The organism is Thalassospiraceae bacterium LMO-SO8, assembly GCA_031655335.1.
In the GTDB taxonomy this organism is placed as follows: domain Bacteria; phylum Pseudomonadota; class Alphaproteobacteria; order Rhodospirillales; family Casp-alpha2; genus UBA1479.
The window spans coordinates 2,848,678-2,871,287 of sequence record CP134226.1 but is presented as its reverse complement, the minus strand read 5'-3'; the positions used below and the strand labels follow the sequence as shown (position 1 = coordinate 2,871,287).

Genomic DNA, 22,610 nt, shown 5'->3' with positions numbered 1-22,610 from the left:
CGGCCAACCAGAATGCTCGCTATTTTCCTGATCGTCGTCGTCGATCTTATCGGTTTCGGTATCATCATTCCGCTGCTGCCGTTCTACGGCGAACATTTCCAGGCCGATCCTCAGACCGTCGGCCTGCTGATGGCGACCTATTCCCTGGCCCAGTTCATTTCCGCGCCCCTGTGGGGGCGGCTCAGCGATCACGCCGGACGGCGGCCGGTTCTGCTGCTGAGCCTTGCCGGGGCGGCCGCGGCCTATGTCTGGCTGGCCTTCGCCGATGCGCTGTGGATGTTGTTCATGGCGCGCACCCTGGGCGGCCTGATGGCCGGCAACATATCCGCCGCCTTCGCCTATATGGCCGACATCACGACCAAGGAGAACCGTGCCAAGGGCATGGGGATGATCGGCGCCGCCTTCGGCATCGGCTTCATCCTGGGCCCCGCCATCGGCGGCATCCTGGCCGGACCGGACCCGCTGACCGCCGATTACCGCAGCCCGGCCCTGGCCGCCGCCGGCCTGTCCCTGCTCGCCCTTCTGCTCGGCCTGGTAAAGCTGCCGGAATCCCTGTCGGCCGAAGTCCGCGCCCGCGCGGCGGCGATGCCGCGCCGGCGGCGTCTGGCGCAATTCGCGGATGCCTTGAGACTGCCCGGGGTGGGGCTGCTGATGCTGCTGGGATTCCTCGCGACCTTCGTATTCGCGGGGCTGGAGACCACTTTCGCCATGTGGTCCCGGCGGGCCTTCGACTGGGGCCCGGAACAGAACGGCTGGCTGTTCGCCTATGTCGGCCTGCTGTCGGCGGCGGTCCAGGGCGGCCTGATGGGCCGTCTCGCCAAACGCTTCGGCGAACGGGCGTTGTTGATCCAGGGGGCTGTCGCCCTCGCCCTCGGCATCGGCGCCATCCCCTTCTGCACCGAAGTCTGGCATCTGCTGGCCGCCATGGCCGTCGCGGCCTACGGTTTCAGCGTCATCAACCCAGCCTACAACAGCCTGATTTCCCAACAGGTTCCCGACACCGACCAGGGCGGCGTGATGGGCGTGACACGGTCGGTGACAACCCTGGCGCGCGTCCTGGGGCCGGCCTGGGCAGGCTTGCTGTTCGCTCAGATCGGGCGGGACTGGCCCTATTACTCGGGCGCCCTGGTGATGGCGGCGGTGCTGCTCCTGGCCCTCGCCGTTCCGGCGGGGCTGCGCCCCGCCCCGTCGTCACAGACGGACGGCGACCCCCGTTGACGCCTTGAGTTCAGCCACTAATTTCTCGTCCAGGAATTCACCCGACCGCGTGCAGCGCCACTGTTCCTTGTCCGCGTCAAAATCGTAATGAGTGGCGCCGCTGACCGGCGACGACATCCAGATTTGGCGGTTGGGCGCGTGCTTGTTGATGACATATTGACCGCCCGAGTCCAATTCGATGGTCAGGATGCCGCCTTCCAGGTCCACGTCGGCCTGATCGCCAAGCGCCGCCTCGATCACATCCATGAACGATTCCAGGGTCTTGTCGGCGATATGCGTGAATGACGTGTCGTCCAGGGACATGCGGGGGAACTCCTTGAGTTTGGGCCGAAAAGACCAGCTTAACAGTGGGGTTTCATGAAACCTTGCGCATGGCAGGTCAGGTCTGTATATAGAGCGCCACTTTTGCCGGAGCCAAGCCAAATGAAAAAAGATATCCACCCGGACTACCACGAAATCACCGTTCAGATGACGGATGGTAGCTCGTTCACGACGCGCAGCACCTGGGGCAACCCCGGCGATGTGCTGAAGCTGGAAGTCGATCCGAAAAGCCACCCGGCCTGGACGGGCGGCGGACACCGCCTGGTTGATGCCGGCGGACGCCTTGCGCGCTTCAACAAGCGGTTCGGGAACAGCGGCCTGAAGATGTAGGGGTGCCGTCCCCTCGGGGACGGTCTCCGGCGATGGCCGGAACCTGGATCGACATGCACAAGGGCGCACCCCAAGGGCGCGCCCTTTTCCATGCACAATCCCTGGGATAGGGCGGTTAAAATCAACCCCTCCCATAGCATGAACAGCTATGCTAACTTTTATACAATCGGGTAGGGAATTGTTTACCGCCCCACATCAAAATTGCTCTTCTGGGAAATACCGAAACATCCGGTAGCCTGTTCGACCGGGGAAGGCGACTAGCGGCTACGACGGTAATTCGGTCTGATTAATGGGGAGCGGCTGGGTAACGGCCATGGCAAGACATATTCATTTCGAAGTCCACGTGCAGCAGGCCGGCCGCTGGTCGATCCATGCTCAGTTCGGCGCCGCGCAGCGTGAAAAGGCCATCGAAGAAGCCAAGAAAATCGAGAAGACGCCCGGTTTCGACGCCGTCAAGGTGGTCAAGGAAACCTATGACAGCGATCTCGGCAACCATCAGGACACGACCATCTATCGCGGCCCCAAGGGCGCCGAGGAACACAAGGGCTTTCGCGACATCGGCGGCGGCAAGGTCGACGGTGGTAGTGGTGGCGGCGGTGGCGGCGGCTGGTCCATGTCGCGCGGTGACGACGACGACGACGGTTACTACGATGACGACGACGCGCCGAAAAAGCGCCGCGCCGCAAGCAACGCCAACAGCATCACCGCGACGGCGACGACCGTCGTCGTCAAGATGCTCATGCTGGCCCTGGTCAGTCTGCTGGTGTCGGGGGGGTTCGCGGTCGCCTTTTCCTGGTACTTCAGCGGCAAGATGCTGTTCGGCTACAAGATTTCCGGTGCGGTCGAGGCCAACGCCATCTTCCTGGTGTTTGTCGCAAGCTTCCTTCTGACCGCCTCCACCCTGGCGGTCACCTATCTCCGGAACATTCGGCTCAAGGGGCGGCAGGCGTCCAACAGGATGGCCATGCAACCGGCAGGAGGCGGCACCAGCGTGACGTCCATCCTAGACCGGGCCGCATCGGCACTGGGTCAGCCGCCGGCGAACACCGTCGAAGTCGATATGGAAAAGCCCGAAGGCTCGGTCGGCGATTGGCGCGAACAGGCCAAGGCCGAAGAGGCGGCGCGGGGCCAGACGGACGATGCGGCGAACCAGCGCCTGCGCGAGGAGCTGGACAACGACGCGACCACCCGCGGCGTGACCCTGGAAGCCGAAAAATACGGCTCCCAGGACCAGCAGCCGCAGCTCGACGCCGCCGGCGAAAAGCAAAAGGCCTACATGATGAAGTTCCTGGGCCAGCTTCTCGACGTCACCGGCCAGGACAAGAAGAAGCTCGACAACTTCACCAAGTTCGGGATCAACCTGTTCCTTGCCGGCGCTTGTGAATCCCTGTCGTCAAAGCGCGACTTGGACCCCGCGACACGGTCCCGCATTCTGGCCGACAGCGTCCAGGTCATGGGCTTCAAGAAATCCCACGCCTCGTCCTTCGCCGACCGCTACGAGGAATACCTGCTGCAGGATTCCCGCTACATGAGCATGTTCCAGGCTGGCCGTAACGCCATGGCCAACCACCTGACGGACAACGCCTCGGGCCCGTCCCATCTGAAAACGGCGCTGGAGGATTGGAACAAACCGAAGCCGAAGGAAGCCCAGGCCCGCGTCGTCGCCGTGTTGTTCACGGACATCGCCGGCTCCACCGCCCTGACCCAGCAATTGGGCGACGCGGGTGCCCAGGAAGTCGTGCGCGCCCACAACAAGATCGTGCGCGAGAACCTGACCCGCTATCACGGCCGCGAGGTCAAGCACACGGGCGACGGCATGATGTGTTCGTTCGATCAGCCGACCAACGCGGTCGAGGCGTCGATCGAGATCCAGAAGGAAACCATCCAGCTGCGGTCTTCCAATCCGAACCTGCCGCTCAAGCTGAAGATCGGCATCAACGCGGGCGAGCCCATCGCCGAGGATAACGATCTGTTCGGAACCACCGTGCAGCTGGCGGCGCGCATCGTCGACAAGGCCCAGGCCGATCAGATTTTCGTATCGGAAACCGTGCGCGGGATTTGCACCGGCAAGGGCATTTCCTTCAAATCAGCGGGCGGCTTCGCCATGAAGGGCTTCGACGGCGACGTCAACCTGTACGAGGTCATGTGGCAATCCGGGAACGCGGCCAAGGCCTCCTAACCTTCTGACTTTCCCTATGTTTTCCGGCGGAAAAATTTCCGCCCGGGACTTGCGCGGCATTTTCCCCAAACCTATCTCATGGCTGGAAGCGGGTGCCCGGATGGGGCCCGCAAGACCTGAACCGCCCGACCCGCGCGGTTCGTCGGACCGGCCCCTGCGGCGGTCCTGAACGGCATGCCGCGCTGGCGGGCACCATATCGCTTCGTTAAGGAGGACTTGGTTATGCGTACAATCGATTTCACCCCCCTGTTCCGTCATTCCGTCGGCTTCGACCGTCTCGAACGGCTGCTCGACAGCGCCATGCGTCATGACGACGGCAATTCCTATCCGCCCTACAACATCGAACAACTGGGCGAGGATACCTACCGGATCACCATGGCCGTCGCCGGCTTCGGCGAGAACGACCTGGACGTCACCGTCAACGACGGCACCCTGACCGTCACCGGCAAGCACGCGGATTCCAAGGACGACAACGTCGTCTACGTTCACCGCGGCATCGCCGGCCGCGCATTCGAACGCCGCTTTCAGCTTGCCGACCATATCGAGGTCAAGGGCGGCGCCCTTGAAAACGGCCTTCTGCACATCGAACTGGAACGCGTCGTTCCGGAAGAAAAGAAGCCCCGCAAGATCGAGATCGCGGGTGGGCAGAAAAAACTGGTTGAAAGCAAGGCCGCCTAACGGACGCGCCGGCTTCGGCCGACACCAAGTTACGTCAGACGGAAAGGGCGTGCCCGGGAAACCGGGTGCGCCTTTTCTTTTGCCCGTTCAGCGGAACCGTTCGTAGACGGCGCGGGCGGCATCCGGCATGGGCACGGAAATTTCCGCGTCCCGGTCCGAATAGACATGGATGAAATGCCCCGTGGCGGCGGGGGCCTCGCGGTCGGCCGCGCCGAACAGGCCGATCAGGAAGGTCACGCTGGAATTGCCCAGGCGCCCGACGCGGAGCCCCGCATGGACGGTTTCGGGATAGCTGAGGGAGCGGTGGAAGCGGCACAGCACCTCCACGGCGACCGGGGCGATGCGGTGCCGGGCATAATCGACGCCTGCTTCCTGCATTTGGAACTGTGTCACCACGGCCTCGATATAGCGGTTGTAGGCGACGTTGTTGGCGTGGCCCAGCATGTCGTTGTCGCCGAACCGGGTCGGGATATCCATGCGGTAAGGATAGGCCGAAAGCGGCACCTGGCGCGGATCTGATTCGGCTTCGCTCATTATCCACCGTCCTTGGTGCTGATTTTTTCCAAGGCCGCGCGGATGGCCGCCGGCACCGGCGTCGGGCGGTCCGTCCGGCGGTCGACGAAGACGTGCACGAAATGACCCGCGGCGGCGGCCGTGTCCTCGCCGTCCTTGAAGATGGCGATTTCGTAGCGCACGCTGGAATTGCCAAGCTTGCCGACCCTGAGCCCTGCCGCCAGTTTTTCCGGAAAGGCCACGGGCTTGAAAAACCGGCAGGTCGTCTCGACCGCGAAGCCGACGACGGTGCCGTCATGGATGTCCAACCCGCCCGCGTCGATCAGGTAGCTGTTCACCACCGTGTCGAAGTAGCTGTAATAGGTCACGTTGTTGACGTGGCCGTAGATGTCGTTGTCCATCCACCGTGTCTGGATCGGTAGGATATGCGGATAGGCGTCGCGGGTTTCGGGGGTCTTTTCGTCGGCCATGGCGGGCGGGGCTTTTCGTTGGAATGGAAGGCCCGAAAATACGGGTCCAGAATTGATTAAGGGCCGCCGGTTTGCCCAGCGGCCCTTTAATTATTTTATATGCCTCACACCTGTCAAACTCGCCTGAATGACCGGGGAAGCGTAGCCAGCCGTCATAAAACCGTCAACTGTAAAGGGTTATTGACAACCGCGAATTTACCCGGGAATTCACGGAATCTTCCCCGCCCCGACATAAAAATAACCGCCCCCGGGTTGGGAGGGCGGTCGTCGAGTTTTCAGGGAGGCATAGAAGTAAAAGGACACTTTCGCCTCGTGTCCTGCTTGCAGGCTACCCTTGGGATGTTAAGTTTCCCCTAATTGTAAGCAGAGGAATCGCCATGTCGCCTGCCGCCGCCTGGGCCGTGATCGTGATCGGCTTCGTCCTGCCGCTGATCCATGTCGCCCTGTCGAAGGACATCGCCCCGGCCAAGCCGGCCGAGGACGGGGCCGCCTGCCCGTTCAGCCCGCGCATGGGCTGGCTGGTCATCGTGCTGTTCCTGGGCCCCGTCGGCTGGCTGATATTCATGGCGTCGCGGCGCAAGCGGCGGGCGATGACGGCCGCCCGCGCGGCGGCGGCGCCAGAACCGCGGGAGCCCCCCGCTAGAGCCTAGGACTTGAAAAAGCTGTCGGCGCTTTGGCGCGCGGCTTCCTTGGCCTTGATGGTCTCGCGCACGCGCGCGATTTCGGCCTCCAGATCGGCGATATAGTCGTTCAGCGCCTCGATCGACATCACCTCCAGATTCTTCAGGTCCGGCTTTTTCTTCTGCGGTTCCAGATCGTCCGCGTCCATGGCCATGGCGTCATCCCCTCTTGCGCTTTGGGGCCTCAATCTACTAGGTGAAGGGGCCTTTGGAAAACCCACTAGCGAACGGATACGCTGATGTCCCTGCCCACGGAAATGACCTGCGTCGAAATCACCGAGCCCGGCGGCCCGGAACAGTTGCGCATCACGACACGCCCCGTGCCCGCCCCCGCCAAGGGCGAGGTCCTGATCCGTGTCGCGGCCGCCGGCGTCAACCGCCCCGACGTGGTGCAGCGCCTGGGTCATTACGCCCCGCCCGAGGGCGTGACGGACATTCCGGGACTGGAGGTGTCGGGCACCGTGGCCGCCCTGGGCGACGGTGTCGAAGGCTGGAAGATCGGCGACACGCTCTGCGCCCTGGTCGCGGGCGGCGGGTATGGCGAATACGTCACGGCGCCTACGGAACAGTGCCTGCCCATGCCCAAGGGCCTGTCCATGGTCGAGGCGGCCGCTCTGCCGGAAACCTTCTTCACCGTATGGACCAACCTGTACGAACGCGGCGACCTGAAGCCGGGCGAGACCCTGATGGTCCACGGCGGCACGTCCGGCATCGGCACCACGGCGATTCAGGTCGCGAGCCAACTCGGTGCGAAGGTCATCGCCACGGCGGGCAGCGCCGAAAAATGCCAGGCCTGCCTGGACCTGGGGGCCGCGCGCGCCGTCAACTACCGGGAAGAAGACTTCGTCGAGGCCGCCAAGGACTTCACCGGCGGCAAGGGGGTCGACGTGATCCTCGACATGGTCGGCGGCGATTACATCGAAAAGAACCTGAAATCCCTCAACCGCGACGGGCGTCTGGTCAACATCGCCTTCATGAAGGGGGCCAAGGCCGAAATCAACTTCATGCCCCTGATGCTGAAGCGCCTGACCATCACCGGATCGACCCTGCGCGCCCAATCGGTCGCGCGCAAGGGCGTGATCGCAAAGGCCGTACGCGAGAACGTCTGGCCCCTGATCGAGAAGGGAGCGGTCAAGCCCGTGATTTACAAGACGTTTTCCCTGAATCAGGCGCGCGAGGCCCACGAATTGATGGAATCCAACCGGCACATCGGCAAAATCGTGTTCCAGGTGGCGGAATAGCCGCCAAATTCAATCTGATCCTTTGACCCGAGGGCCCTTGTGCCTATATAACGTCGCAAGTTCCGGTGCGTCCCCGTACGCGCGGGGGCGTGCTGGTCGACAAGACAATCCCGAAATCCAACACCGAATGGGAAGGTAATTATGGCGCGTCCGTTGATGCCGAAGGCCACAGCCGTCTGGCTTGTGGAGAACACGGCCCTCACCTTCAGGCAGATCGCCGAATTCTGCGGTCTGCATGAACTGGAAGTCCAGGCCATCGCCGACGACGAAGTCGCCGTCGGCATGCAGGGGCTCGACCCCGTGCAGGCCGGTGAACTGACCCAGGAGGAACTGGAGCGCTGCGAAGGCGACGCCACGGCCAGCCTTAAAGCCGCCAAGCCGTCCCTGCCCCTGCCGAAGGCCAAGACCAAGGGTGCGCGCTACACCCCCGTGGCCAAACGCCAGGACCGGCCCGACGCCATCGCCTGGCTGGTGAAGAACTATCCGGAAATGTCGGACGGCCAGATTTCCAAGCTGATCGGCACGACCAAGCCGACCATCATGTCCGTGCGCGACCGTTCTCACTGGAACACCTCGAACATCAAGCCGCAGAACCCGGTGGGTCTGGGCCTGTGTACGGCCGACGACCTGGAGAAGGTCATCGCCGTCGCCCGTGCGCGGGCCGGCACCGTTCACGGCCCGGCGGCCCAGGCATCGGGTGCTCAGGGCATGGAACCGGCGGCACCGCCCGCCCCGGCCGAGCCCGCCCCGGCGGTCGAGCCCAGCGCGGAATCCGTCTGGCCGACCACGGAAAGTGCTCAGGACTGAGCCTGCCCCGCCGTCCCGTCACCGTCCCTTGAAGACGGCGGCGCGTTTTTCGGCAAAGGCCTGCTCTGCCTCGCGGTGATCCTCGGAAAACCACAAGTCTTCCAAAAGCGCCTCTCCGGCCGACCGCCCTTCGCCGCGCGCGGCCGCGCGCAGGGCCTGTTTCGTCGCGGACACCGCCAGGGGCGCCGCCGGCATGCCGGTTAGGAAACCCACGGCATGATCCACGACGTCTTCCGCCGTGACCACGGCGTCAATCAGGCCCTGGTCCAGGGCCGCCTTGGCTGACAGTTGCTCACAGCTCAACAGCATCCGCATGGCGCGGGCGTATCCCACGACATGCATCAGGCGCTCGGCGCCGTTCCAGCCGGGAATGATGCCGAGCCGCGCCTGCGGCAGGCCGATCTTGGCCCCCTCAGCCGCGAACCGCAGATCGCAGGCCAAGGCCAGTTCCGCGCCGCCGCCCAGGGCATAGCCGTTGATGGCCGCGATGACCGGCAGGGGATGAGCCTCGATCGCGTCGAGCAGACCACGGACCACGCCGAAGGTCTCGGCCAATTCCTCGGACGAGGATATCGCGCGGTAGGCCTTCAAATCGCCGCCGGTACAGAAGAAACGATCACCGGCGCCGGTCACGACGATGCCGCGCAGATCGGTTCTGCCGGTTGTGCCGTCCAAGGCGTCGCGCATGGCCTGAGCCGTGTCGCGGGAGATTGAATTCCCCGCCTGTTCACGGTCGATGGTAAGGATCAGAACGCCGGCGCGTTCCGACGCGCGAACCGGCGGCTCAATCACGCTGGACGACATGGAGCAGAAGCCCGCCAAGGCTTTTAGGATGGATGAACCCGATCAGCGCCCGCCGCGACCCCGGCCGCCCCACGGTATCGATCATGGTGCATCCGGCGTCGCCGAGGGCGGCAAGCGTCGCGTTGATGTCCGGCGACTTCAGGGCGACATGATGCAGGCCCTGGCCGCGCGTGTTGATGTACTTCGTAATGGCCCCCTGGTCCTGCCGCGTCGTGCCCGAAGCCCCATGGGCAATCGCCGCGCCGTGGGACGGGTCGAAGTTCTGTAGAAACTCCAACTCGCAATCACCGGCGGTCAGGAATGCGACGCGTAGGCCGCCGACGGGCTGAGGCGGGCGGCTGTGATAGACGACACCGTATTTGTCCGAGGTGAAGCTTTCGACCGTCGTCTGGACTTCCATATCCGTCTGCTGGCTTTCGATCGGCAGACCGAGCGTATCGGTGAACACCGCGATGGCCTTCCGGTTGTCGGAACTGGCGACGCCCAGATGATCGATACGCTCGATCCGGGGCGACGACGACCTCTCGATGGTCAGCGGATCGACCAGACAGGTCCGCACCCCCACGGTGGCGTCCGGATCGAGTTCCACATGGCGCCCCCCGGCCAGGCCCGGCGAGCCCGCGTCACGCGCGGAAATTCCCGCCGCCGCAAGGCGCGCGGCGGTCGCATCCACGTCATCGACGGACAGGCCGATATGATGCACGCCGGTGCGGTCCGTTCCGTGGACAAAGGGGTCGCCCGGCTCGAACAGGGCAAGGGCTGCCTCGCCGGTGGCGAACACCGGCACGGTGTCCCCCCCGCCCAGGGCACAATCGGTCCGCGTCAGCCCCAGGACACCGCTCAGAACCTCGCATGCGGCGGGCACATCGCGGGAAACCAGGGCGACGTAGGAAAGTTTAGGTGATGATGTCATGTCATCCTCGCTGTGCTGTTCTCGATTGACCCATCGTCAATGAGACGTTGGATACGGTCCGGCGCGATGCCCCAATCCGTAAGAACCGCTTCGCTGTGTTCCCCCAGGGCCGGCGGCGCAAGGCGTACGGTTTTCGGCCCGACCGCGTCCAGGCGCAACGGGTTGGACAGCAAGTGCAGATCCCCGATGACTGGATGGCTGATCGTTTCCACCATGCCCGCGTGCGCCACCTGTGGGTCGTTGAACATCTGCCCCAGGTCGTAGACCGGCCCGGCGGGAATACCCGCTTCCATCAATATTCCGGACCATTCGATGGCCGTTTTGGCCGCCAGTTTGCCGTTCAATAGATCGCGCAGGCGGCCGCGGTTGCGGTCGCGGGCCGTGTTGTCCGCGAAGTCCGGATCTTCCGCCAGTTCGGCAAGCCCCAGGATGTCGCACAATTTCCGCCATTGGGTCTGATTGGCAGCGGCGATGTTGACCAGAGCGTCCGACGCCTGAAAGGCGCCGTAGGGGTAGATCACCGGATGTTCGTTGCCCATTCGGCCGGGAATGTCCCCCAGGCTCAGATACCGCTGACCCTGGACGCAGAGCATGCCGACCACGGAGGCCAACAGCGAGGTATCGACCTTTTGCCCCTGCCCCGTCGCCGTGCGCTGGTGGATGGCGGCGGTGATGCCCGTGGACAGCCACATGCCCGAGACCAAATCCGCGAGCGGCACTCCCAGGCGCGTCGGCGGGCCGTCAGGCTCACCGGAAATGCTCATCATGCCCGACATGCCCTGGGCGATCTGATCGAACCCGGGCCAGGTGCCGTAGGGCCCGTCGGAGCCGAACCCCGTGATGGTGGCGTGGATCAGGCGCGGATTGACCTTCTTCAAGCTGTCGTAATCCAGACCCAGCTTCTCGATGGTTCCCGGCTTGAAATTCTCGACCAGGACATCGGCCTCGCGGGCCAGATCGCGCAACACCGCCTGGCCGCCGTCGCTGCGGAAATCCACGGCCAGGGACCGCTTGTTCCGGTTCACGGACAGAAAGAAACAGCCGATACCGTGATCGAACGGGCCCCAGGCGCGGCACATGTCGCCCTCGCCCACCGGCTCGGCCTTCAGAACGTCCGCCCCCAGGTCGCCCAAGATCATCGTGCAAAACGGCCCGGACAGCGCCCGCGTCAGGTCAAGCACCCGGATTCCGTCCAAAGGCAGCGCCATTCAGTCCTCCCACGATCATTACCGCCCGCATCTTTCGCGACGGGCCAATCAGAAACTTAATATTGTTATACAATTAGTCAATTAGAAAATATATAATCCTTTCCTATCCCTCTCCAACGCCCTATCAGGGGGACGATATGGCCATCGAAACTGAAACCACCGACTTTCCCCGTCCGGACCTATTGCCGGAACGGTTGGCTGAATGGATTTCAGGTGAGATCGTGGCCGGCCGCTTTCCACCCGGCGAACGTCTCGTGGAACATGCGCTTTCGAAACGCTGCAACGTCAGCCGGGTACCGCTGCGCGAGGCTCTGCGCATCGTCGCGGCCCAGGGGCTTCTGATTCTGGAACCCCATCGGGGGGCCGTCGTCACGCCCCTGTCGGAAAGCGAATTACGCGAGCTGTTCGACCTGCGCATGGCGATCGAAGGTTTTGCCGCCGCCTCGGCCGCCAGGCGGCAACCGGCGGCGCGTTTTGCCGACTTGCGCCGCATGAACGACGAGCTTGAAGAATTAATCCGGATCAAGGACTACGACGGCTATTACGCCCGGGCCGCGGAATTTCATGATTCCCTGGTCGCCGCGGCGCAAAACGGCCTGTTGGTGGAAACCTACAACCGGGTGAAGATTCGTTTCAGACGCTACCAAGCGGTGCTTGCCAACATCCCCCATCTTCCATCCCGGTCCGTTGACGAACACAGGCGGATAATGGCCGCCATGGAAGCCGGCGACGCGGACGGTGCCCGCGCCCTGGTCGAGGCGCATATCCGTGATCTGGTCGACGCTTACGGCCAATCGGACGCAGGGCGCACGTTCTTCAATCAGGCATCCTGACCGGCCCGGCGGCTATTTTTGGGCTTCGGCCAGCTTGTTGAGGCAAGCCAGCTCGACACAGGCGCAGACCACTTCCATCGCCTGAACCACCTCATCCAGCGGCGGCAGGGTCGGCGCCAGGCGGATGTTGCGGTCGTTCGGGTCCTTGCCGTAGGGGAAGCACGACCCGGCGGGCGTCAGCTTGACCCCGGCCTCGCCGGCCAGACGGATGACCTCTTTGGCGCAGCCGTCGAGCACGTCCAGGCTGACGAAATAGCCCCCCTTGGGCCGGGTCCAGGTCGCGATGCCCTTGCCCGCCAAATGCTTCGTCAACGCGTCGTCCACGGCCTTGAACTTGGGCGCGCAGAGCTTCGCATGCCCCTCCATATGGGCCAGGATGCCGTCCATGTCCTTGAAGAACTTGACCTGACGCAGCTGGGTGATCTTGTCCGGGCCGATGGTTTCGAAGAACAGATGGTCCAACGCGTCCTTCACGTTGGCCTTGGACCCCGCGAACATGGCGATCCCCGCCCCGGCGTAGGTGATCTTGGACGTCGAGCCGAAGATGAACGGCCGGTCCGGGCAGCCCGCCGTCTCGCAGACCGTCAGGATGTCGGCGACCGTGTCCAGCCCCTGGCCCAGATGGTGCACGGCATAGGCGTTGTCCCACAGGATTCGGAAATCGGGGGCCGCCGCTTTCATCTTGGCCAGCCGCTCGACCACGGCGTCCGAATAGGTCGCCCCCGTCGGGTTGGAATACTTGGGCACGCACCAGATGGCCTTGACCTTGGGGTCCTTGACCAGGTCCTCGACCGCGTCCATGTCCGGCCCGTCGTCCTTCATATCGACGGAAACCATGTCCAGGCCCAGTTCCTCGCAGATCGCGAAGTGCCGGTCATAGCCCGGAACGGGGCAGATCACCGTCGCCCCCTCGTCCCGCCACGGCCCCTTGCCGCCGACAACGCCGAAGGTCATGGCCCGGGCCAGGACGCCGTACATCATTTGCAGAGAGGAATTGCCGCCGATCACGACCTGATCGGCGGGCACGCCCAGGTAGTCCCCGAACAGCTTGCGGCAGGCCGGCGTGCCGGCCAGACCACCATAGTTGCGCAGGTCCGTGCCGTCGTCGTCACGCACCTCCTCCGCCGTCACGTTGGTCAACAGCGCGTCGGACAGGTCCAGCTGCGCCGCCGACGGCTTGCCGCGGGTCATGTCCAGGGCCAGGTTGCGGCCCCGGATATCGCCGTAGCGCGCCTTGGCCCGGTCGTGGGATTGGGCGAGGGCGTCGCCGCCCGCCTGTGTCAGGTCCGTCATGGGTCTCTCCATGCTGCGTCGCAAGGGGTCCGGGCGGGCCTAGAGGCTCGCCTGGGTCACAAACTTCGGGTTCAGGTAGGCTTCGATGGCTTCCGTGCCACCCTCGGACCCGTAACCTGAATCCTTCACGCCGCCGAACGGCGTTTCCGGCAGGGCGATGCCGTGGTGATTGATGGAAATCATCCCGCTTTCCACGTTCGCCGCCAGGTCCTGCGCCGTCTTGGCCGATCCCGTATAGGCATAGGCGGCCAAGCCGAACGGCAGGCGGTTGGCCTCGGCGACCACGTCGTCGAAGCCCTTGAACGGGGCGATCACGGCGACCGGGCCGAACGGTTCCTCGTTCATGATGCGGGCGTCCAGGGGCACGTCGGTCAGCACGGTGGGCTCGAAGAAATTGCCCTTGTTTCCGATGCGCTTGCCGCCGGTCTTCAGGCTGGCGCCCTTCTGCACGGCGTCGCCGATGAATTCCTCCATGGCGGTGATGCGCCGGGGATTGGCCATCGGGCCCATCTGGCTGTCGGCGGACATGCCGTCGCCGACCTTGATGGATTTCATGCCGTCGGTAAACTTGCTGACGAACTGATCGTACACGCCTTCCTGGATCAGGAAACGGGTCGGCGACACGCAGACCTGACCCGCGTTGCGCTGCTTGTTGGCGCGCAGGATCTTCACCGCCAGATCGACGTCGGCGTCATCGAACACGATGGACGGCGCATGCCCGCCCAGTTCCATGGTCGCACGCTTCATGTGCGTCCCGGCCAGGGCCGCCAGATGCTTGCCGACCACGGTGGAGCCGGTGAAGGAAATCTTGCGGATCACCGGATGGGGGATCAGGTATTCGGAAATCTCGGCCGGCACGCCGTAGACCAGGTTGATGGCCCCGGCAGGCACGCCCGCGTCGGCGAAGCAGCGAACCAGTTCCGCCGGCGACGACGGGGTTTCCTCTGCCGCCTTGACGATGATCGAACAGCCGGCGGCAAGCGCGCAGGCGATCTTGCGCACGGCCTGGTTGATGGGGAAGTTCCACGGCGTGAAGGCGGCGACGGGGCCCACGGGCTCCTTGATCACCATCTGATAGACGTTGCCGGCGCGGGCCGGGATGATGCGGCCGTAGGTGCGGCGCGCTTCCTCGGCGTTCCAATCGGTGACGTCGGCGGCGACCAGGATCTCGCCCTTGGCTTCCGGCAGGGTCTTGCCCTGTTCCAGGGTCATCAGGGGGGCGATCTTGTCGGCCCGTTCACGCAGCAGGTCCGCCGCCTTGCGCAACACCTTGGCGCGGTCGAAGGCCGAGACCTGGCGCCAAGCCTTGAAGCCCTTGTCCGCCGCCTCAAGGGCGCGGTCCAGGTCCGCCTGTTCCGCATGGGCGACAGTGCCGATAACCTCGCCCGTGGCCGGGTTTTCGATCGGCATCGTGCGGCCCGCGGCCGCCTTGGTCCACTCACCGTCAATGAACAGCAAGACATCATTATACATGGTCGGATTCCTCGAAATTTTGTTGGTGATGCGGGCGCGGCGCACCCTCAAGCGGCGAACAACCGCCCGTTGCCCGCACCATGCCTCATCCGGCACCGGGCCTCAATGGCCCAGGTGCGAATAAGTTATTGTCCAGAACGTGCTTAATCCCTGCGTGACTTGCCGTAGCCGATATCTTCCAGCGCGCCAGTGATCTCGTCCAGGATCGCCGGGTCGTCGATGGTCGCGGGCATCTTCCATTGTTCGTTGTCGGCGATCTTCTGCATGGTGCCGCGCAGAATCTTGCCTGACCGGGTCTTGGGCAGGCGCGGCACCACCGTCGCCTGCTTGAAGGCGGCGACGGGGCCGATCTTCTGGCGGACAAGCTGCACGACCTCGTTGACGACCTCGGCCGCATCCTTGGTCACCCCGGCCTTGAGCACCAGGAAGCCCACGGGCAACTGGCCCTTCAATTCGTCGGCAACACCGATCACGGCGCATTCGGCGACGTCGGGATGGGCGGCCAGGACCTCCTCCATCCCGCCCGTGGACAGGCGGTGCCCGGCCACGTTGATGATGTCGTCCGTGCGCGCCATGATCGAGATATAGCCGTCCTCGTCGAACACGCCGGCGTCGGCGGTTTTGTAATAGCCGGGATATTCGTTGAGATAGGCCTCGCGGAACCGCTTGTCGGCGTTCCACAGGGTCGGCAGGCTGGACGGCGGCATCGGCAGCTTGACGCAGATGGCGCCGATTTCCCCCGCCTTCACCGGCTCGTGGGTTTCCTCGTTGAGAACCTGAACGTTCCAGCCCGGACACGGCTTGGTCGGCGAGCCCGCCTTGACCGGGAAGCGGTGCAGGCCCATGCAGTTGGACGCGATGGCCCAGCCCGTTTCCGTCTGCCACCAATGGTCGATGACCGGCACGCCCAGGGTCTTTTCGGCCCATTCCAGGGTCGGCGGATCGGTCCGTTCGCCGGCCAGGAACAGCATCTTGAACGACGACATGTCGTATTTCTTCAGAAGCGCGCCCTCGGGGTCTTCCTTCTTGATCGCGCGGAAGGCCGTGGGCGCCGTGAACAGGATCTTCACCTTGTGGTCGGCGATGACCCGCCAGAACGCCCCCGCGTCGGGCGTGCCCACGGGCTTGCCCTCGTACAGGATCGTCGTGCAGCCATGCAGCAGGGGCGCGTAGACGATGTAGGAATGGCCGACCACCCAGCCGACGTCGGAGGCCGCCCAGTAGACGTCGCCCGGGTCCGCGTCATAGACGTTCTTCATCGACCATTTCAGCGCCACCGCATGGCCGCCGTTGTCGCGCACCACGCCCTTGGGCTCACCCGTGGTGCCCGAGGTATAGAGGATATAAAGCGGGTCCGTCGCCTTGACGGGTACGCAGTCGTGGGGGGCCGCCTTGGCCGCCTCCGTGGCCCAGTCGAGATAGCCGTAGGATGCCAAATCCACCTCGCATTCCGGGCGCGAGAGGATGATCACCGTGTCCGGCTTGTGCTTGGCGATGTCGATGGCCCCTTTCAGGAGCGGCATGTATTCAAGCACCCGGTTGACCTCGATCCCGCAGGTCGCGCTGACGATGGCCTTGGGCGCCGCGTCGTCGATGCGCACGGCCAATTCGTTCGAGGCGAACCCGCCGAACACCACGGAATGAATCGCGCCCAGGCGCGCGCAGGCCAGCATGGCGATGGCCGCTTCCGGCACCATGGGCATGTAGATGATGACCCGGTCGCCCTTGCCCACGCCTTGCGCCGCCAGCACGCCCGCGAAGGTCGCGACCTCGTCCCGCAGTTGCAGGTAGCTGTACTTGCGCTGTGTGCCGCCGGTGACGGGGCTGTCGTAGATCAGCGCCGTGCGGGCCCCATTGCCCTCGTCGACATGGCGGTCCAGACAGTTGTAGCAGGTGTTCAACTCACCGCCCGTGAACCAGCGGTAGATGGGGGCGGCGCTGCCGTCCAGCACCTTGTCCCACTTCCTGGTCCAAACCAGGGCCTCCGCCGCCTCGCCCCAGAAACCGTCGGGATCGTCGAGAGAGCGCGCATAGGCGGCATCATAGGCATTGGTCATCGGTGGAACCTCCCTTTAAGTCAGCGCTTTGGCCGTTATGCCGACCTGTCCCCAGTCTCAGATACCTAGTCCCGGGGCGGCGGCGTTTATCTGGGCAGTGTGGGCCAAAACAGCGTTTTTTGCCAAGGTGCTTTGTGGCACATTGACCCCTAGGTCCGCGGTCAACGAACAGGCCCGAACATAACGGTTTTGCCGGAGGCTGCCTTGAGCGAAGTCAATATGTACGAACGTGCCCTCGACGCCGTTCGCGCCAACCATACCCCCCTGTCGCCCAACACGTTTCTGAAGCGGGCGGCCCGCGTCTATCCCGACCATCCGTCGGTCGTGCACGGGGCCAAGCGCTTCACCTGGGGCGAGACCTATACGCGGGTGAGAAAGCTTGCCTCCGCCTTGTCCAAGCGGGGCATCGGCCATCTGGACACGGTCGCCATCATGGGCGCCAATACGCCCGAGATGTACGAAGCGACCTTCGCCGTGCCCATGGCGGGGGCGGTCATCAACACCCTCAACGTGCGCCTGGACGCCGAAGCCATCGCGTTTTGCCTCAACCACGGCGAGGCCAAACTGCTGCTGACCGACACGGAATTCGCGCCGACGGTGAAGGCGGCGCTCGCCCTGATCGGCCGCGACATTCCGGTGATCGACATCGTCGACAGCGAGGCTGGGCACGAGCATGTCACCCTGGGCGAAACCGATTATGAAAGCCTGCTGGCCGAAGGCGATGGCGATTTCCCGTGGGACCTGCCCCAGGACGAATGGCAGGCGATCTCGCTCAACTATACCTCGGGCACCACGGGCGACCCCAAGGGCGTGGTCTACCACCATCGGGGGGCCTATCTGAACGCGGTTTCCAACGCCGTCGGCTGGAACATGGCGCATCATCCGGTCTATCTCTGGACCCTGCCCATGTTCCATTGCAACGGCTGGTGCTTTCCCTGGACCATCGCCGCATTGGCCGGCACCAACATCTGCCTGCGCCGGGTTACGGGCGCCAACATTTACGACGCCATCGCCCTGCACAAGGTCACCCATATGTGCGGCGCCCCCATCGTCATGAGCTTCCTGGTCAATGCCACCGCGGCTGAGAAGAAACCCTTCGACCACAAGGTCAAGTTCATGGCCGCCGCCGCCCCGCCCCCGGCCGCGACCCTGGAAGCCATGCAGCGCGAGGGCATCGAGGTCACCCATGCCTACGGCCTGACGGAAACATACGGCCCCGCCGTGATGTGCGCCTGGCATCCGGAATGGGATGCGCTTCCGATCGAGGAACAGGCCCAGAAGAAATCCCGCCAGGGCGTGCCCTATCACGCGCTCAACGACCTGCAAATCATCGACCCGGACACCATGGAGCCCGTGCCCGCCGACGGCGAGACCATGGGCGAGGCCATGTTCCAGGGCAACATCGTCATGAAGGGCTACCTGAAGAACCCGGAGACCACGAAAAAGTCCCTGGCCGGCGGCTGGTTCCATTCCGGCGACCTGGGGGTCATGCATCCCGACGGCTATATCCAGCTCAAGGATCGGTCCAAGGACATCATCATCTCGGGCGGCGAGAACATCTCGTCGATCGAGGTCGAGGGCGTGCTGTACAAGCACCCGGCGGTGCTGACCGCCGCCGTGGTCGCCAAGCCCGACGACAAATGGGGCGAGACGCCCTGCGCCTTCGTGGAACTGAAAGCCGGCGTGCCGGCGCCGACGGTCGAGGACATCATCCAGTTCTGCCGCGACAACCTGGCCCACTACAAATGCCCGAAACACGTGGTGTTCGGCGAATTGCCGAAGACGTCGACGGGTAAAATCCAGAAATTCAAATTAAGGGAAGCGGCGGCGGACGCCTGAACGTCATTCCCGCGAAGGCGGGGGGGGCGTATCGGGGAGGGTCGCGTTAACCGCATCAAAGGCCGCGCGGCGCCGATCCAATCATACAAAAACGCGGCAGCCCTCCCAGGCTGCCGCGTCTTGTGTTCCCCGAATGTGTGAAGCGCTTCGCAGCGGGATGTGGCCGCCGGCCTAACCCCGGCGTCCATCCGCGCGCCCGCGCCGCCGCCCGTTAGTGCCGGGTGGCGATACCCGCCATTTCGTCTTTGATCCTGAGTTTTTCCTTCTTGAGGGCGTGTATTTCAATGTCGTCGGGGAGAGGTCTTGAGCTTTCCTGGTTGATCAGGTCTTCCAGCGTTGAATGACGTACCTTTAAGGCTTCCAACCGTTGTTCAAGACTCATATTGACGAACTCCTTCCTCAATGATGGGCCGTCAGACCATCGACGGCCCTTATCAAGCACGATTGTCACGACACTGTCATGGTAGCTGAAATTGGAACAAAAATAAACCTGACGCCCCCAGAACGACAGATTATGTCGCGGCCATAACCCCCTGAATTCAGGGCCGTTCATCCAGTTCGGTGAATTTTCCTAGGGAAATTTCCGATCTTTACCCCTGTCTGGATCAGCGGTCGCCGAGGCAGATGCCGAGGCCCCGCGCCGTGCGCGCCTGGGAGCCCTCGAGATCGACGCAGCGCGGCCCGTCGGCCAGGTCCTGGAGCGCCGTGTCGATGGTATCCCCACCCCGCCAGCCGACCATGCGCCCCGTTTTCCCCGCCGCCGCCAGGTCCACCGCATGCACGCCGAAGGCCGAGGCCAACAGGCGGTCGATGCTGGTCGGCATGCCGCCGCGCTGCACATGGCCCAGCACGGTGACCCGCACATCGGCCCCCGTGGCCCGCGCGATCTCGGCGCCCACGACCTGTCCGGCGCCGCCGTAATGCACCGTGCCGCCCGGGTCGGGACGGGTTTCGACATGGCCGCCGACGGGTTTCGCCGCCTCGGCGCAGACGACCAGCGCATGGTTGCGGCCTTCCCGGGCGACGGACGCGAGCTTGGCCGCGATGGCCGCCGCGTCATAGGGAATTTCCGGGATCAGGATCACGTCGGCCCCGCCGGCGATGCCGGCCGCCAGCGCGATATGGCCCGCGTCGCGGCCCATGACCTCCAGCACCATGACGCGCTGGTGGCTGGCCGCCGTGGGTTGCAGGCGGTCAAGGGCCTCCACCGCCGTGGCCACGGCGGTGTGGTAGCCGATGCACATTTCCGTGCCCGGCACGTCGTTGTCGATGGTCTTGGGAATGCCGACGAAGGGCAGGTTTCCCTGATCGGCCAGACGCTTGAGAATCCGCATGGAGCCGTCGCCGCCGATGCCGATCAACGCATCCAGGCCGAGCCCCCGGATGCCGGCCAAAACCTCGGCGGAACGGTCGGAAATTCCGCCCTGCCCGTCCGGAAAGGCGAAGGGATTTCCCGTGTTGATGGTGCCCAGCATGGTGCCGCCCTGGCGCAGGATATCGCCGGTGAAGATGGCGAGGTCGAGCGGCCGCGCCTTCACCGGCCGCTCCATCAGGCCCTTGGTGCCCTGGAGAATCCCCACGACCTCGGCCCCATGGCCGGTCACCGCGCGCTTCACCACGGCGCGGATGGCGGCGTTCAATCCGGCGCAGTCACCGCCGCTGGTCAGCAGCCCCAGGCGTTTCATTGCGTCGGCCCTCTTGGATTCCGGCAGCGTGGCGTCTATAGGATCGAAGATCATTCTGGTATCACGAAAGACGGGTGGACGGAAACAGCCGTCGCCGCGGGTTCAGCGGCCAATTCCCCCACGGAGCACCATGGACGAGCAGGACGCGTTACGCCGCAGGCTAGAGGAATTGAAGGTCGAACACCGCGACCTGGACGAGGCCATCAGTCATCTGGCCGATTCCCCACCCTTCGACCAGATCAAGTTGCAGCGCCTGAAAAAGCGCAAACTGATCCTGAAGGACGAGATCGCGTCGCTTGAGGATCAGCTGCTGCCCGACATCATCGCCTGATCCCGTTCCGGTCGGCCGCCCCCCGCATTTTGCCGCGCCTGCATACAATCGGATGCAATTCGCCTGGAATCCATTCACATTCGGGTCAACCCGGACCAACGGCGTATTGACCAAGCCCGTCGCACAGGTATTCAATTCACGGATAAGCGCGCCCTAAAGCGCAACCGAAGCGGTTCGTGGTAACGACTTCGGGAACCAAAAAAATGCCGCTTCGAGAGGTCTGGCTGGGTTCCAACGCACGGGAGGCGAAGACGGCAGGCGACCTTGATCAAAACGCGGACACTCCCGACCGCCTGAGCGTTGTTCTGTCCACGGCTGTTGACGGCATCATCATCATGGATGATGCCGGACGGATACAGTCGTTCAATCTGGCCTGCGAACGGCTGTTCGGATACTCGGCCGAAGAAGCCCTCGGCAACAACGTGAATATCCTGATGCCGACGCCCTATCGGGAAGAGCACGACGGCTATCTCGCCAATTATTACCGCACCGGACAGCGCAAGATCATCGGCATCGGGCGCGAGGTCACGGGCCAGCGCAAGGACGGATCGACCTTTCCCATGGAACTGTCCGTCGGCGAGGCCATCCACGACGACGCCAGAATCTTCGTCGGCATCATCCGCGACATCTCGGAACGCAAGGCCGCCGAAATGAACCTGCGCGAAAGCGAGGAACGCATCCGCGCGGTCATCGACACGGCCGTCGACGGGGTCATCATCATCGATGCTTCGGCCCGCATTCAGATCTTCAACCCGGCCTGCCAGCGCCTGTTCGGCTATTCCGCCGACGAGGTGATCGGCGAGAACGTGAAGATGCTGATGCCGCCGCCCTACCACGGCGAACACGACGGCTACATGGCCAATTACCGGACCACGGGCGAACGCAAGATCATCGGCATCGGGCGCGAGGTCATGGGTCAGCGCAAGGACGGCAGCACCTTTCCCATGGAACTGTCCGTCGGCGAGGCGTTGCAGGACGGCAAGCCGGTTTTCGTCGGCATCGTGCGCGACATCACGGAGCGCAAGGACGCCGAACTGGCGATCAAGCGCAGCGTCGACGAACTGGCGGCCTTCGCCTATTCGGTCGCCCACGACATGAAGGCCCCGTTGCGCGCCATAGAGGGGTTTTCCATGGCCCTGGTCGAGGACTATGGCGACACCCTGGTGCCGGAGGCCGGCGAATACCTGGACCATATCGCGGAGTCGGCGACCCGCATGGGTCAGATGATCGACGATCTGCTGGACTACAGCCGCATCGGGCGCGACGACCTGCTGTTCAAACAGGTGCATTTGGAGACCTTTATCGGGCAGATTCTGGCCACCCTGGATCACGAGATTACGTCCCGCAAGGCCGAGGTCATCATGGCGGGCGAATGGGACACCATCGAGGCCCATAGGCCGACCCTGAACAGCGTGTTCCAGAACCTGATCATGAACGCCCTCAAGTTCACCCGGCCGGATGCCGCGCCCCGGGTCCGCATCACGGGCCGCAAGCGGCCGGGGATGCTGGAAGTCAGCGTCGCCGACAACGGCATCGGCATTCCGGAGAACTGTTTTCAGAAAATCTTTCAAATATTCCACCGGCTGCACGACCGGAAATCATACCCCGGCACGGGCATCGGCCTGGCCATCGTCAAAAAGGGTATCGAGGTTCATCAGGGAACAATCGAGCTGGCGTCCGAAGTCGGCAAGGGAACGACCGTGACGGTACTCCTGCCGTTGCGGCGCGGCGACTGAC

General features: G+C 64.0%; 23 protein-coding genes. 11 read left to right on the top strand and 12 right to left on the bottom strand.

What is annotated here, in order from left to right; all coding sequences use genetic code 11:
- Positions 1–12: 12 nt before the first annotated feature.
- Positions 13–1,218, top strand: a complete 1,206-nt coding sequence (locus RJ527_13710; GenBank protein ID WND75092.1) for an MFS transporter — start codon at positions 13–15, stop codon at positions 1,216–1,218.
- Here RJ527_13710 and cyaY read toward each other — a convergent pair.
- On the bottom strand, positions 1,192–1,521 hold the full coding sequence (gene cyaY / locus RJ527_13705; protein ID WND75091.1) for an iron donor protein CyaY: 330 nt from the start codon (positions 1,519–1,521) through the stop codon (positions 1,192–1,194). The two genes, RJ527_13710 and cyaY, sit on opposite strands and share 27 nt — an antisense overlap.
- Positions 1,522–1,641: 120 nt before the next feature.
- On the opposite strand from cyaY, the gene rpmE reads away from it, so the two are divergent.
- The 3 genes from rpmE (at position 1,642) to RJ527_13690 (ending at position 4,726) form a co-directional block, all read left to right on the top strand.
- A complete protein-coding gene (gene rpmE / locus RJ527_13700; GenBank protein WND75090.1) occupies positions 1,642–1,869 on the top strand; it encodes a 50S ribosomal protein L31 in 228 nt (75 codons plus the stop codon).
- Positions 1,870–2,182: 313 nt separating this feature from the next.
- Positions 2,183–4,048, top strand: coding sequence for an adenylate/guanylate cyclase domain-containing protein (locus RJ527_13695; GenBank protein ID WND75089.1), 1,866 nt, complete (start codon positions 2,183–2,185; stop codon positions 4,046–4,048).
- 222 nt (positions 4,049–4,270) lie between these two features.
- On the top strand, positions 4,271–4,726 hold the full coding sequence (locus tag RJ527_13690) for an Hsp20 family protein (GenBank protein ID WND75088.1): 456 nt from the start codon (positions 4,271–4,273) through the stop codon (positions 4,724–4,726).
- 87 nt (positions 4,727–4,813) lie between these two features.
- Here the strand turns inward: RJ527_13690 and RJ527_13685 are convergent, their stop codons facing one another.
- Both RJ527_13685 and RJ527_13680 read right to left on the bottom strand, forming a co-directional pair.
- The gene (locus tag RJ527_13685) at positions 4,814–5,260 is read right to left on the bottom strand and encodes a thioesterase family protein (protein WND75087.1); all 447 of its coding nucleotides are present in this window, start codon (positions 5,258–5,260) and stop codon (positions 4,814–4,816) included.
- The gene (locus RJ527_13680; GenBank protein ID WND75086.1) at positions 5,260–5,709 is read right to left on the bottom strand and encodes a thioesterase family protein; all 450 of its coding nucleotides are present in this window, start codon (positions 5,707–5,709) and stop codon (positions 5,260–5,262) included. The genes RJ527_13685 and RJ527_13680 overlap by 1 nt, the downstream gene beginning before the upstream one ends.
- Before the next feature lie 377 nt (positions 5,710–6,086).
- Between RJ527_13680 and RJ527_13675 the strand changes: the two genes are divergently transcribed.
- On the top strand, positions 6,087–6,359 hold the full coding sequence (locus RJ527_13675) for a hypothetical protein (protein WND75085.1): 273 nt from the start codon (positions 6,087–6,089) through the stop codon (positions 6,357–6,359).
- Here the strand turns inward: RJ527_13675 and RJ527_13670 are convergent.
- Positions 6,356–6,544, bottom strand: a complete 189-nt coding sequence (locus tag RJ527_13670) for a DUF1192 domain-containing protein (protein WND75084.1) — start codon at positions 6,542–6,544, stop codon at positions 6,356–6,358. The genes RJ527_13675 and RJ527_13670 overlap by 4 nt on opposite strands.
- An 84-nt stretch (positions 6,545–6,628) precedes the next feature.
- On the opposite strand from RJ527_13670, the gene RJ527_13665 reads away from it, so the two are divergent.
- Both RJ527_13665 and RJ527_13660 read left to right on the top strand, forming a co-directional pair.
- Positions 6,629–7,630, top strand: coding sequence for an NAD(P)H-quinone oxidoreductase (locus RJ527_13665; GenBank protein WND75083.1), 1,002 nt, complete (start codon positions 6,629–6,631; stop codon positions 7,628–7,630).
- Positions 7,631–7,771: 141 nt separating this feature from the next.
- Complete coding sequence (locus RJ527_13660; GenBank protein ID WND75082.1) at positions 7,772–8,437, top strand: DUF1013 domain-containing protein; 666 nt, start codon at positions 7,772–7,774, stop codon at positions 8,435–8,437.
- Between the two features lie 18 nt (positions 8,438–8,455).
- Here the strand turns inward: RJ527_13660 and RJ527_13655 are convergent, their stop codons facing one another.
- Genes RJ527_13655 through RJ527_13645 form a run of 3 tightly spaced genes read right to left on the bottom strand, consistent with a single transcriptional unit; the run spans position 8,456 to position 11,362 of the window.
- Positions 8,456–9,241: an enoyl-CoA hydratase/isomerase family protein gene (locus RJ527_13655; protein WND75081.1), complete on the bottom strand. Its 786-nt coding sequence runs from the start codon at positions 9,239–9,241 to the stop codon at positions 8,456–8,458.
- Positions 9,222–10,154, bottom strand: coding sequence for a VOC family protein (locus RJ527_13650; protein ID WND75080.1), 933 nt, complete (start codon positions 10,152–10,154; stop codon positions 9,222–9,224). Before RJ527_13650 ends, RJ527_13655 begins: the two co-directional genes overlap by 20 nt.
- Positions 10,151–11,362: a CoA transferase gene (locus tag RJ527_13645; protein WND75079.1), complete on the bottom strand. Its 1,212-nt coding sequence runs from the start codon at positions 11,360–11,362 to the stop codon at positions 10,151–10,153. The genes RJ527_13650 and RJ527_13645 overlap by 4 nt, the downstream gene beginning before the upstream one ends.
- Before the next feature lie 137 nt (positions 11,363–11,499).
- Between RJ527_13645 and RJ527_13640 the strand changes: the two genes are divergently transcribed.
- Entirely contained in the window at positions 11,500–12,195 is a 696-nt protein-coding gene (locus tag RJ527_13640) for a GntR family transcriptional regulator (protein ID WND75078.1), read from the top strand.
- A gap of 12 nt (positions 12,196–12,207) precedes the next feature.
- Here RJ527_13640 and RJ527_13635 read toward each other — a convergent pair whose 3' ends face one another.
- From RJ527_13635 to RJ527_13625, 3 genes are all read right to left on the bottom strand, one after another.
- On the bottom strand, positions 12,208–13,488 hold the full coding sequence (locus tag RJ527_13635; GenBank protein WND75077.1) for an aminotransferase class I/II-fold pyridoxal phosphate-dependent enzyme: 1,281 nt from the start codon (positions 13,486–13,488) through the stop codon (positions 12,208–12,210).
- Positions 13,489–13,527: 39 nt separating this feature from the next.
- The gene (locus RJ527_13630) at positions 13,528–14,961 is read right to left on the bottom strand and encodes an NAD-dependent succinate-semialdehyde dehydrogenase (protein WND75076.1); all 1,434 of its coding nucleotides are present in this window, start codon (positions 14,959–14,961) and stop codon (positions 13,528–13,530) included.
- A 143-nt stretch (positions 14,962–15,104) separates the two neighbouring features.
- On the bottom strand, positions 15,105–17,018 hold the full coding sequence (locus RJ527_13625; GenBank protein WND75075.1) for a propionyl-CoA synthetase: 1,914 nt from the start codon (positions 17,016–17,018) through the stop codon (positions 15,105–15,107).
- A 219-nt stretch (positions 17,019–17,237) separates the two neighbouring features.
- Between RJ527_13625 and RJ527_13620 the strand changes: the two genes are divergently transcribed.
- A complete protein-coding gene (locus tag RJ527_13620; protein WND78062.1) occupies positions 17,238–18,857 on the top strand; it encodes an acyl-CoA synthetase in 1,620 nt (539 codons plus the stop codon).
- Between the two features lie 211 nt (positions 18,858–19,068).
- Here the strand turns inward: RJ527_13620 and RJ527_13615 are convergent, their stop codons facing one another.
- Together RJ527_13615 and RJ527_13610 are read right to left on the bottom strand one after the other, a co-directional pair.
- The gene (locus RJ527_13615) at positions 19,069–19,410 is read right to left on the bottom strand and encodes a YdcH family protein (protein ID WND75074.1); all 342 of its coding nucleotides are present in this window, start codon (positions 19,408–19,410) and stop codon (positions 19,069–19,071) included.
- A 52-nt stretch (positions 19,411–19,462) separates the two neighbouring features.
- The gene (locus RJ527_13610; GenBank protein WND75073.1) at positions 19,463–20,596 is read right to left on the bottom strand and encodes an ATP-dependent 6-phosphofructokinase; all 1,134 of its coding nucleotides are present in this window, start codon (positions 20,594–20,596) and stop codon (positions 19,463–19,465) included.
- Positions 20,597–20,672: 76 nt separating this feature from the next.
- On the opposite strand from RJ527_13610, the gene RJ527_13605 reads away from it, so the two are divergent.
- Both RJ527_13605 and RJ527_13600 read left to right on the top strand, forming a co-directional pair.
- Positions 20,673–20,873 carry a DUF465 domain-containing protein gene (locus tag RJ527_13605; protein WND75072.1) on the top strand — a complete coding sequence of 67 codons (201 nt, stop codon included), beginning with the start codon at positions 20,673–20,675 and terminating at the stop codon, positions 20,871–20,873.
- A 203-nt stretch (positions 20,874–21,076) separates the two neighbouring features.
- Positions 21,077–22,609: a PAS domain S-box protein gene (locus RJ527_13600; protein ID WND75071.1), complete on the top strand. Its 1,533-nt coding sequence runs from the start codon at positions 21,077–21,079 to the stop codon at positions 22,607–22,609.
- Position 22,610: the final 1 nt, after the last annotated feature.

Excerpts from the sequence above, each read along its gene's own strand:
- RJ527_13630 (WND75076.1), bottom strand. The coding sequence starts at position 14,961 with ATGTATAATGATGTCTTGCTGTTCATTGACGGTGAGTGGACCAAGGCG.
- RJ527_13635 (WND75077.1), bottom strand. The coding sequence starts at position 13,488 with ATGACGGACCTGACACAGGCGGGCGGCGACGCCCTCGCCCAATCCCAC.
- RJ527_13640 (WND75078.1), top strand. The coding sequence starts at position 11,500 with ATGGCCATCGAAACTGAAACCACCGACTTTCCCCGTCCGGACCTATTG.
- RJ527_13620 (WND78062.1), top strand. The coding sequence starts at position 17,238 with ATGTACGAACGTGCCCTCGACGCCGTTCGCGCCAACCATACCCCCCTG.
- RJ527_13665 (WND75083.1), top strand. The coding sequence starts at position 6,629 with ATGTCCCTGCCCACGGAAATGACCTGCGTCGAAATCACCGAGCCCGGC.
- RJ527_13685 (WND75087.1), bottom strand. The coding sequence starts at position 5,260 with ATGAGCGAAGCCGAATCAGATCCGCGCCAGGTGCCGCTTTCGGCCTAT.
- RJ527_13690 (WND75088.1), top strand. The coding sequence starts at position 4,271 with ATGCGTACAATCGATTTCACCCCCCTGTTCCGTCATTCCGTCGGCTTC.
- RJ527_13625 (WND75075.1), bottom strand. The coding sequence starts at position 17,018 with ATGACCAATGCCTATGATGCCGCCTATGCGCGCTCTCTCGACGATCCC.
- rpmE (WND75090.1), top strand. The coding sequence starts at position 1,642 with ATGAAAAAAGATATCCACCCGGACTACCACGAAATCACCGTTCAGATG.
- RJ527_13695 (WND75089.1), top strand. The coding sequence starts at position 2,183 with ATGGCAAGACATATTCATTTCGAAGTCCACGTGCAGCAGGCCGGCCGC.
- RJ527_13660 (WND75082.1), top strand. The coding sequence starts at position 7,772 with ATGGCGCGTCCGTTGATGCCGAAGGCCACAGCCGTCTGGCTTGTGGAG.
- RJ527_13710 (WND75092.1), top strand. The coding sequence starts at position 13 with ATGCTCGCTATTTTCCTGATCGTCGTCGTCGATCTTATCGGTTTCGGT.
- RJ527_13680 (WND75086.1), bottom strand. The coding sequence starts at position 5,709 with ATGGCCGACGAAAAGACCCCCGAAACCCGCGACGCCTATCCGCATATC.
- RJ527_13600 (WND75071.1), top strand. The coding sequence starts at position 21,077 with ATGCCGCTTCGAGAGGTCTGGCTGGGTTCCAACGCACGGGAGGCGAAG.
- RJ527_13610 (WND75073.1), bottom strand. The coding sequence starts at position 20,596 with ATGATCTTCGATCCTATAGACGCCACGCTGCCGGAATCCAAGAGGGCC.
- cyaY (WND75091.1), bottom strand. The coding sequence starts at position 1,521 with ATGTCCCTGGACGACACGTCATTCACGCATATCGCCGACAAGACCCTG.
- RJ527_13615 (WND75074.1), bottom strand. The coding sequence starts at position 19,410 with ATGAACGGCCCTGAATTCAGGGGGTTATGGCCGCGACATAATCTGTCG.
- RJ527_13670 (WND75084.1), bottom strand. The coding sequence starts at position 6,544 with ATGGCCATGGACGCGGACGATCTGGAACCGCAGAAGAAAAAGCCGGAC.
- RJ527_13650 (WND75080.1), bottom strand. The coding sequence starts at position 10,154 with ATGACATCATCACCTAAACTTTCCTACGTCGCCCTGGTTTCCCGCGAT.
- RJ527_13645 (WND75079.1), bottom strand. The coding sequence starts at position 11,362 with ATGGCGCTGCCTTTGGACGGAATCCGGGTGCTTGACCTGACGCGGGCG.
- RJ527_13675 (WND75085.1), top strand. The coding sequence starts at position 6,087 with ATGTCGCCTGCCGCCGCCTGGGCCGTGATCGTGATCGGCTTCGTCCTG.
- RJ527_13655 (WND75081.1), bottom strand. The coding sequence starts at position 9,241 with ATGTCGTCCAGCGTGATTGAGCCGCCGGTTCGCGCGTCGGAACGCGCC.
- RJ527_13605 (WND75072.1), top strand. The coding sequence starts at position 20,673 with ATGGACGAGCAGGACGCGTTACGCCGCAGGCTAGAGGAATTGAAGGTC.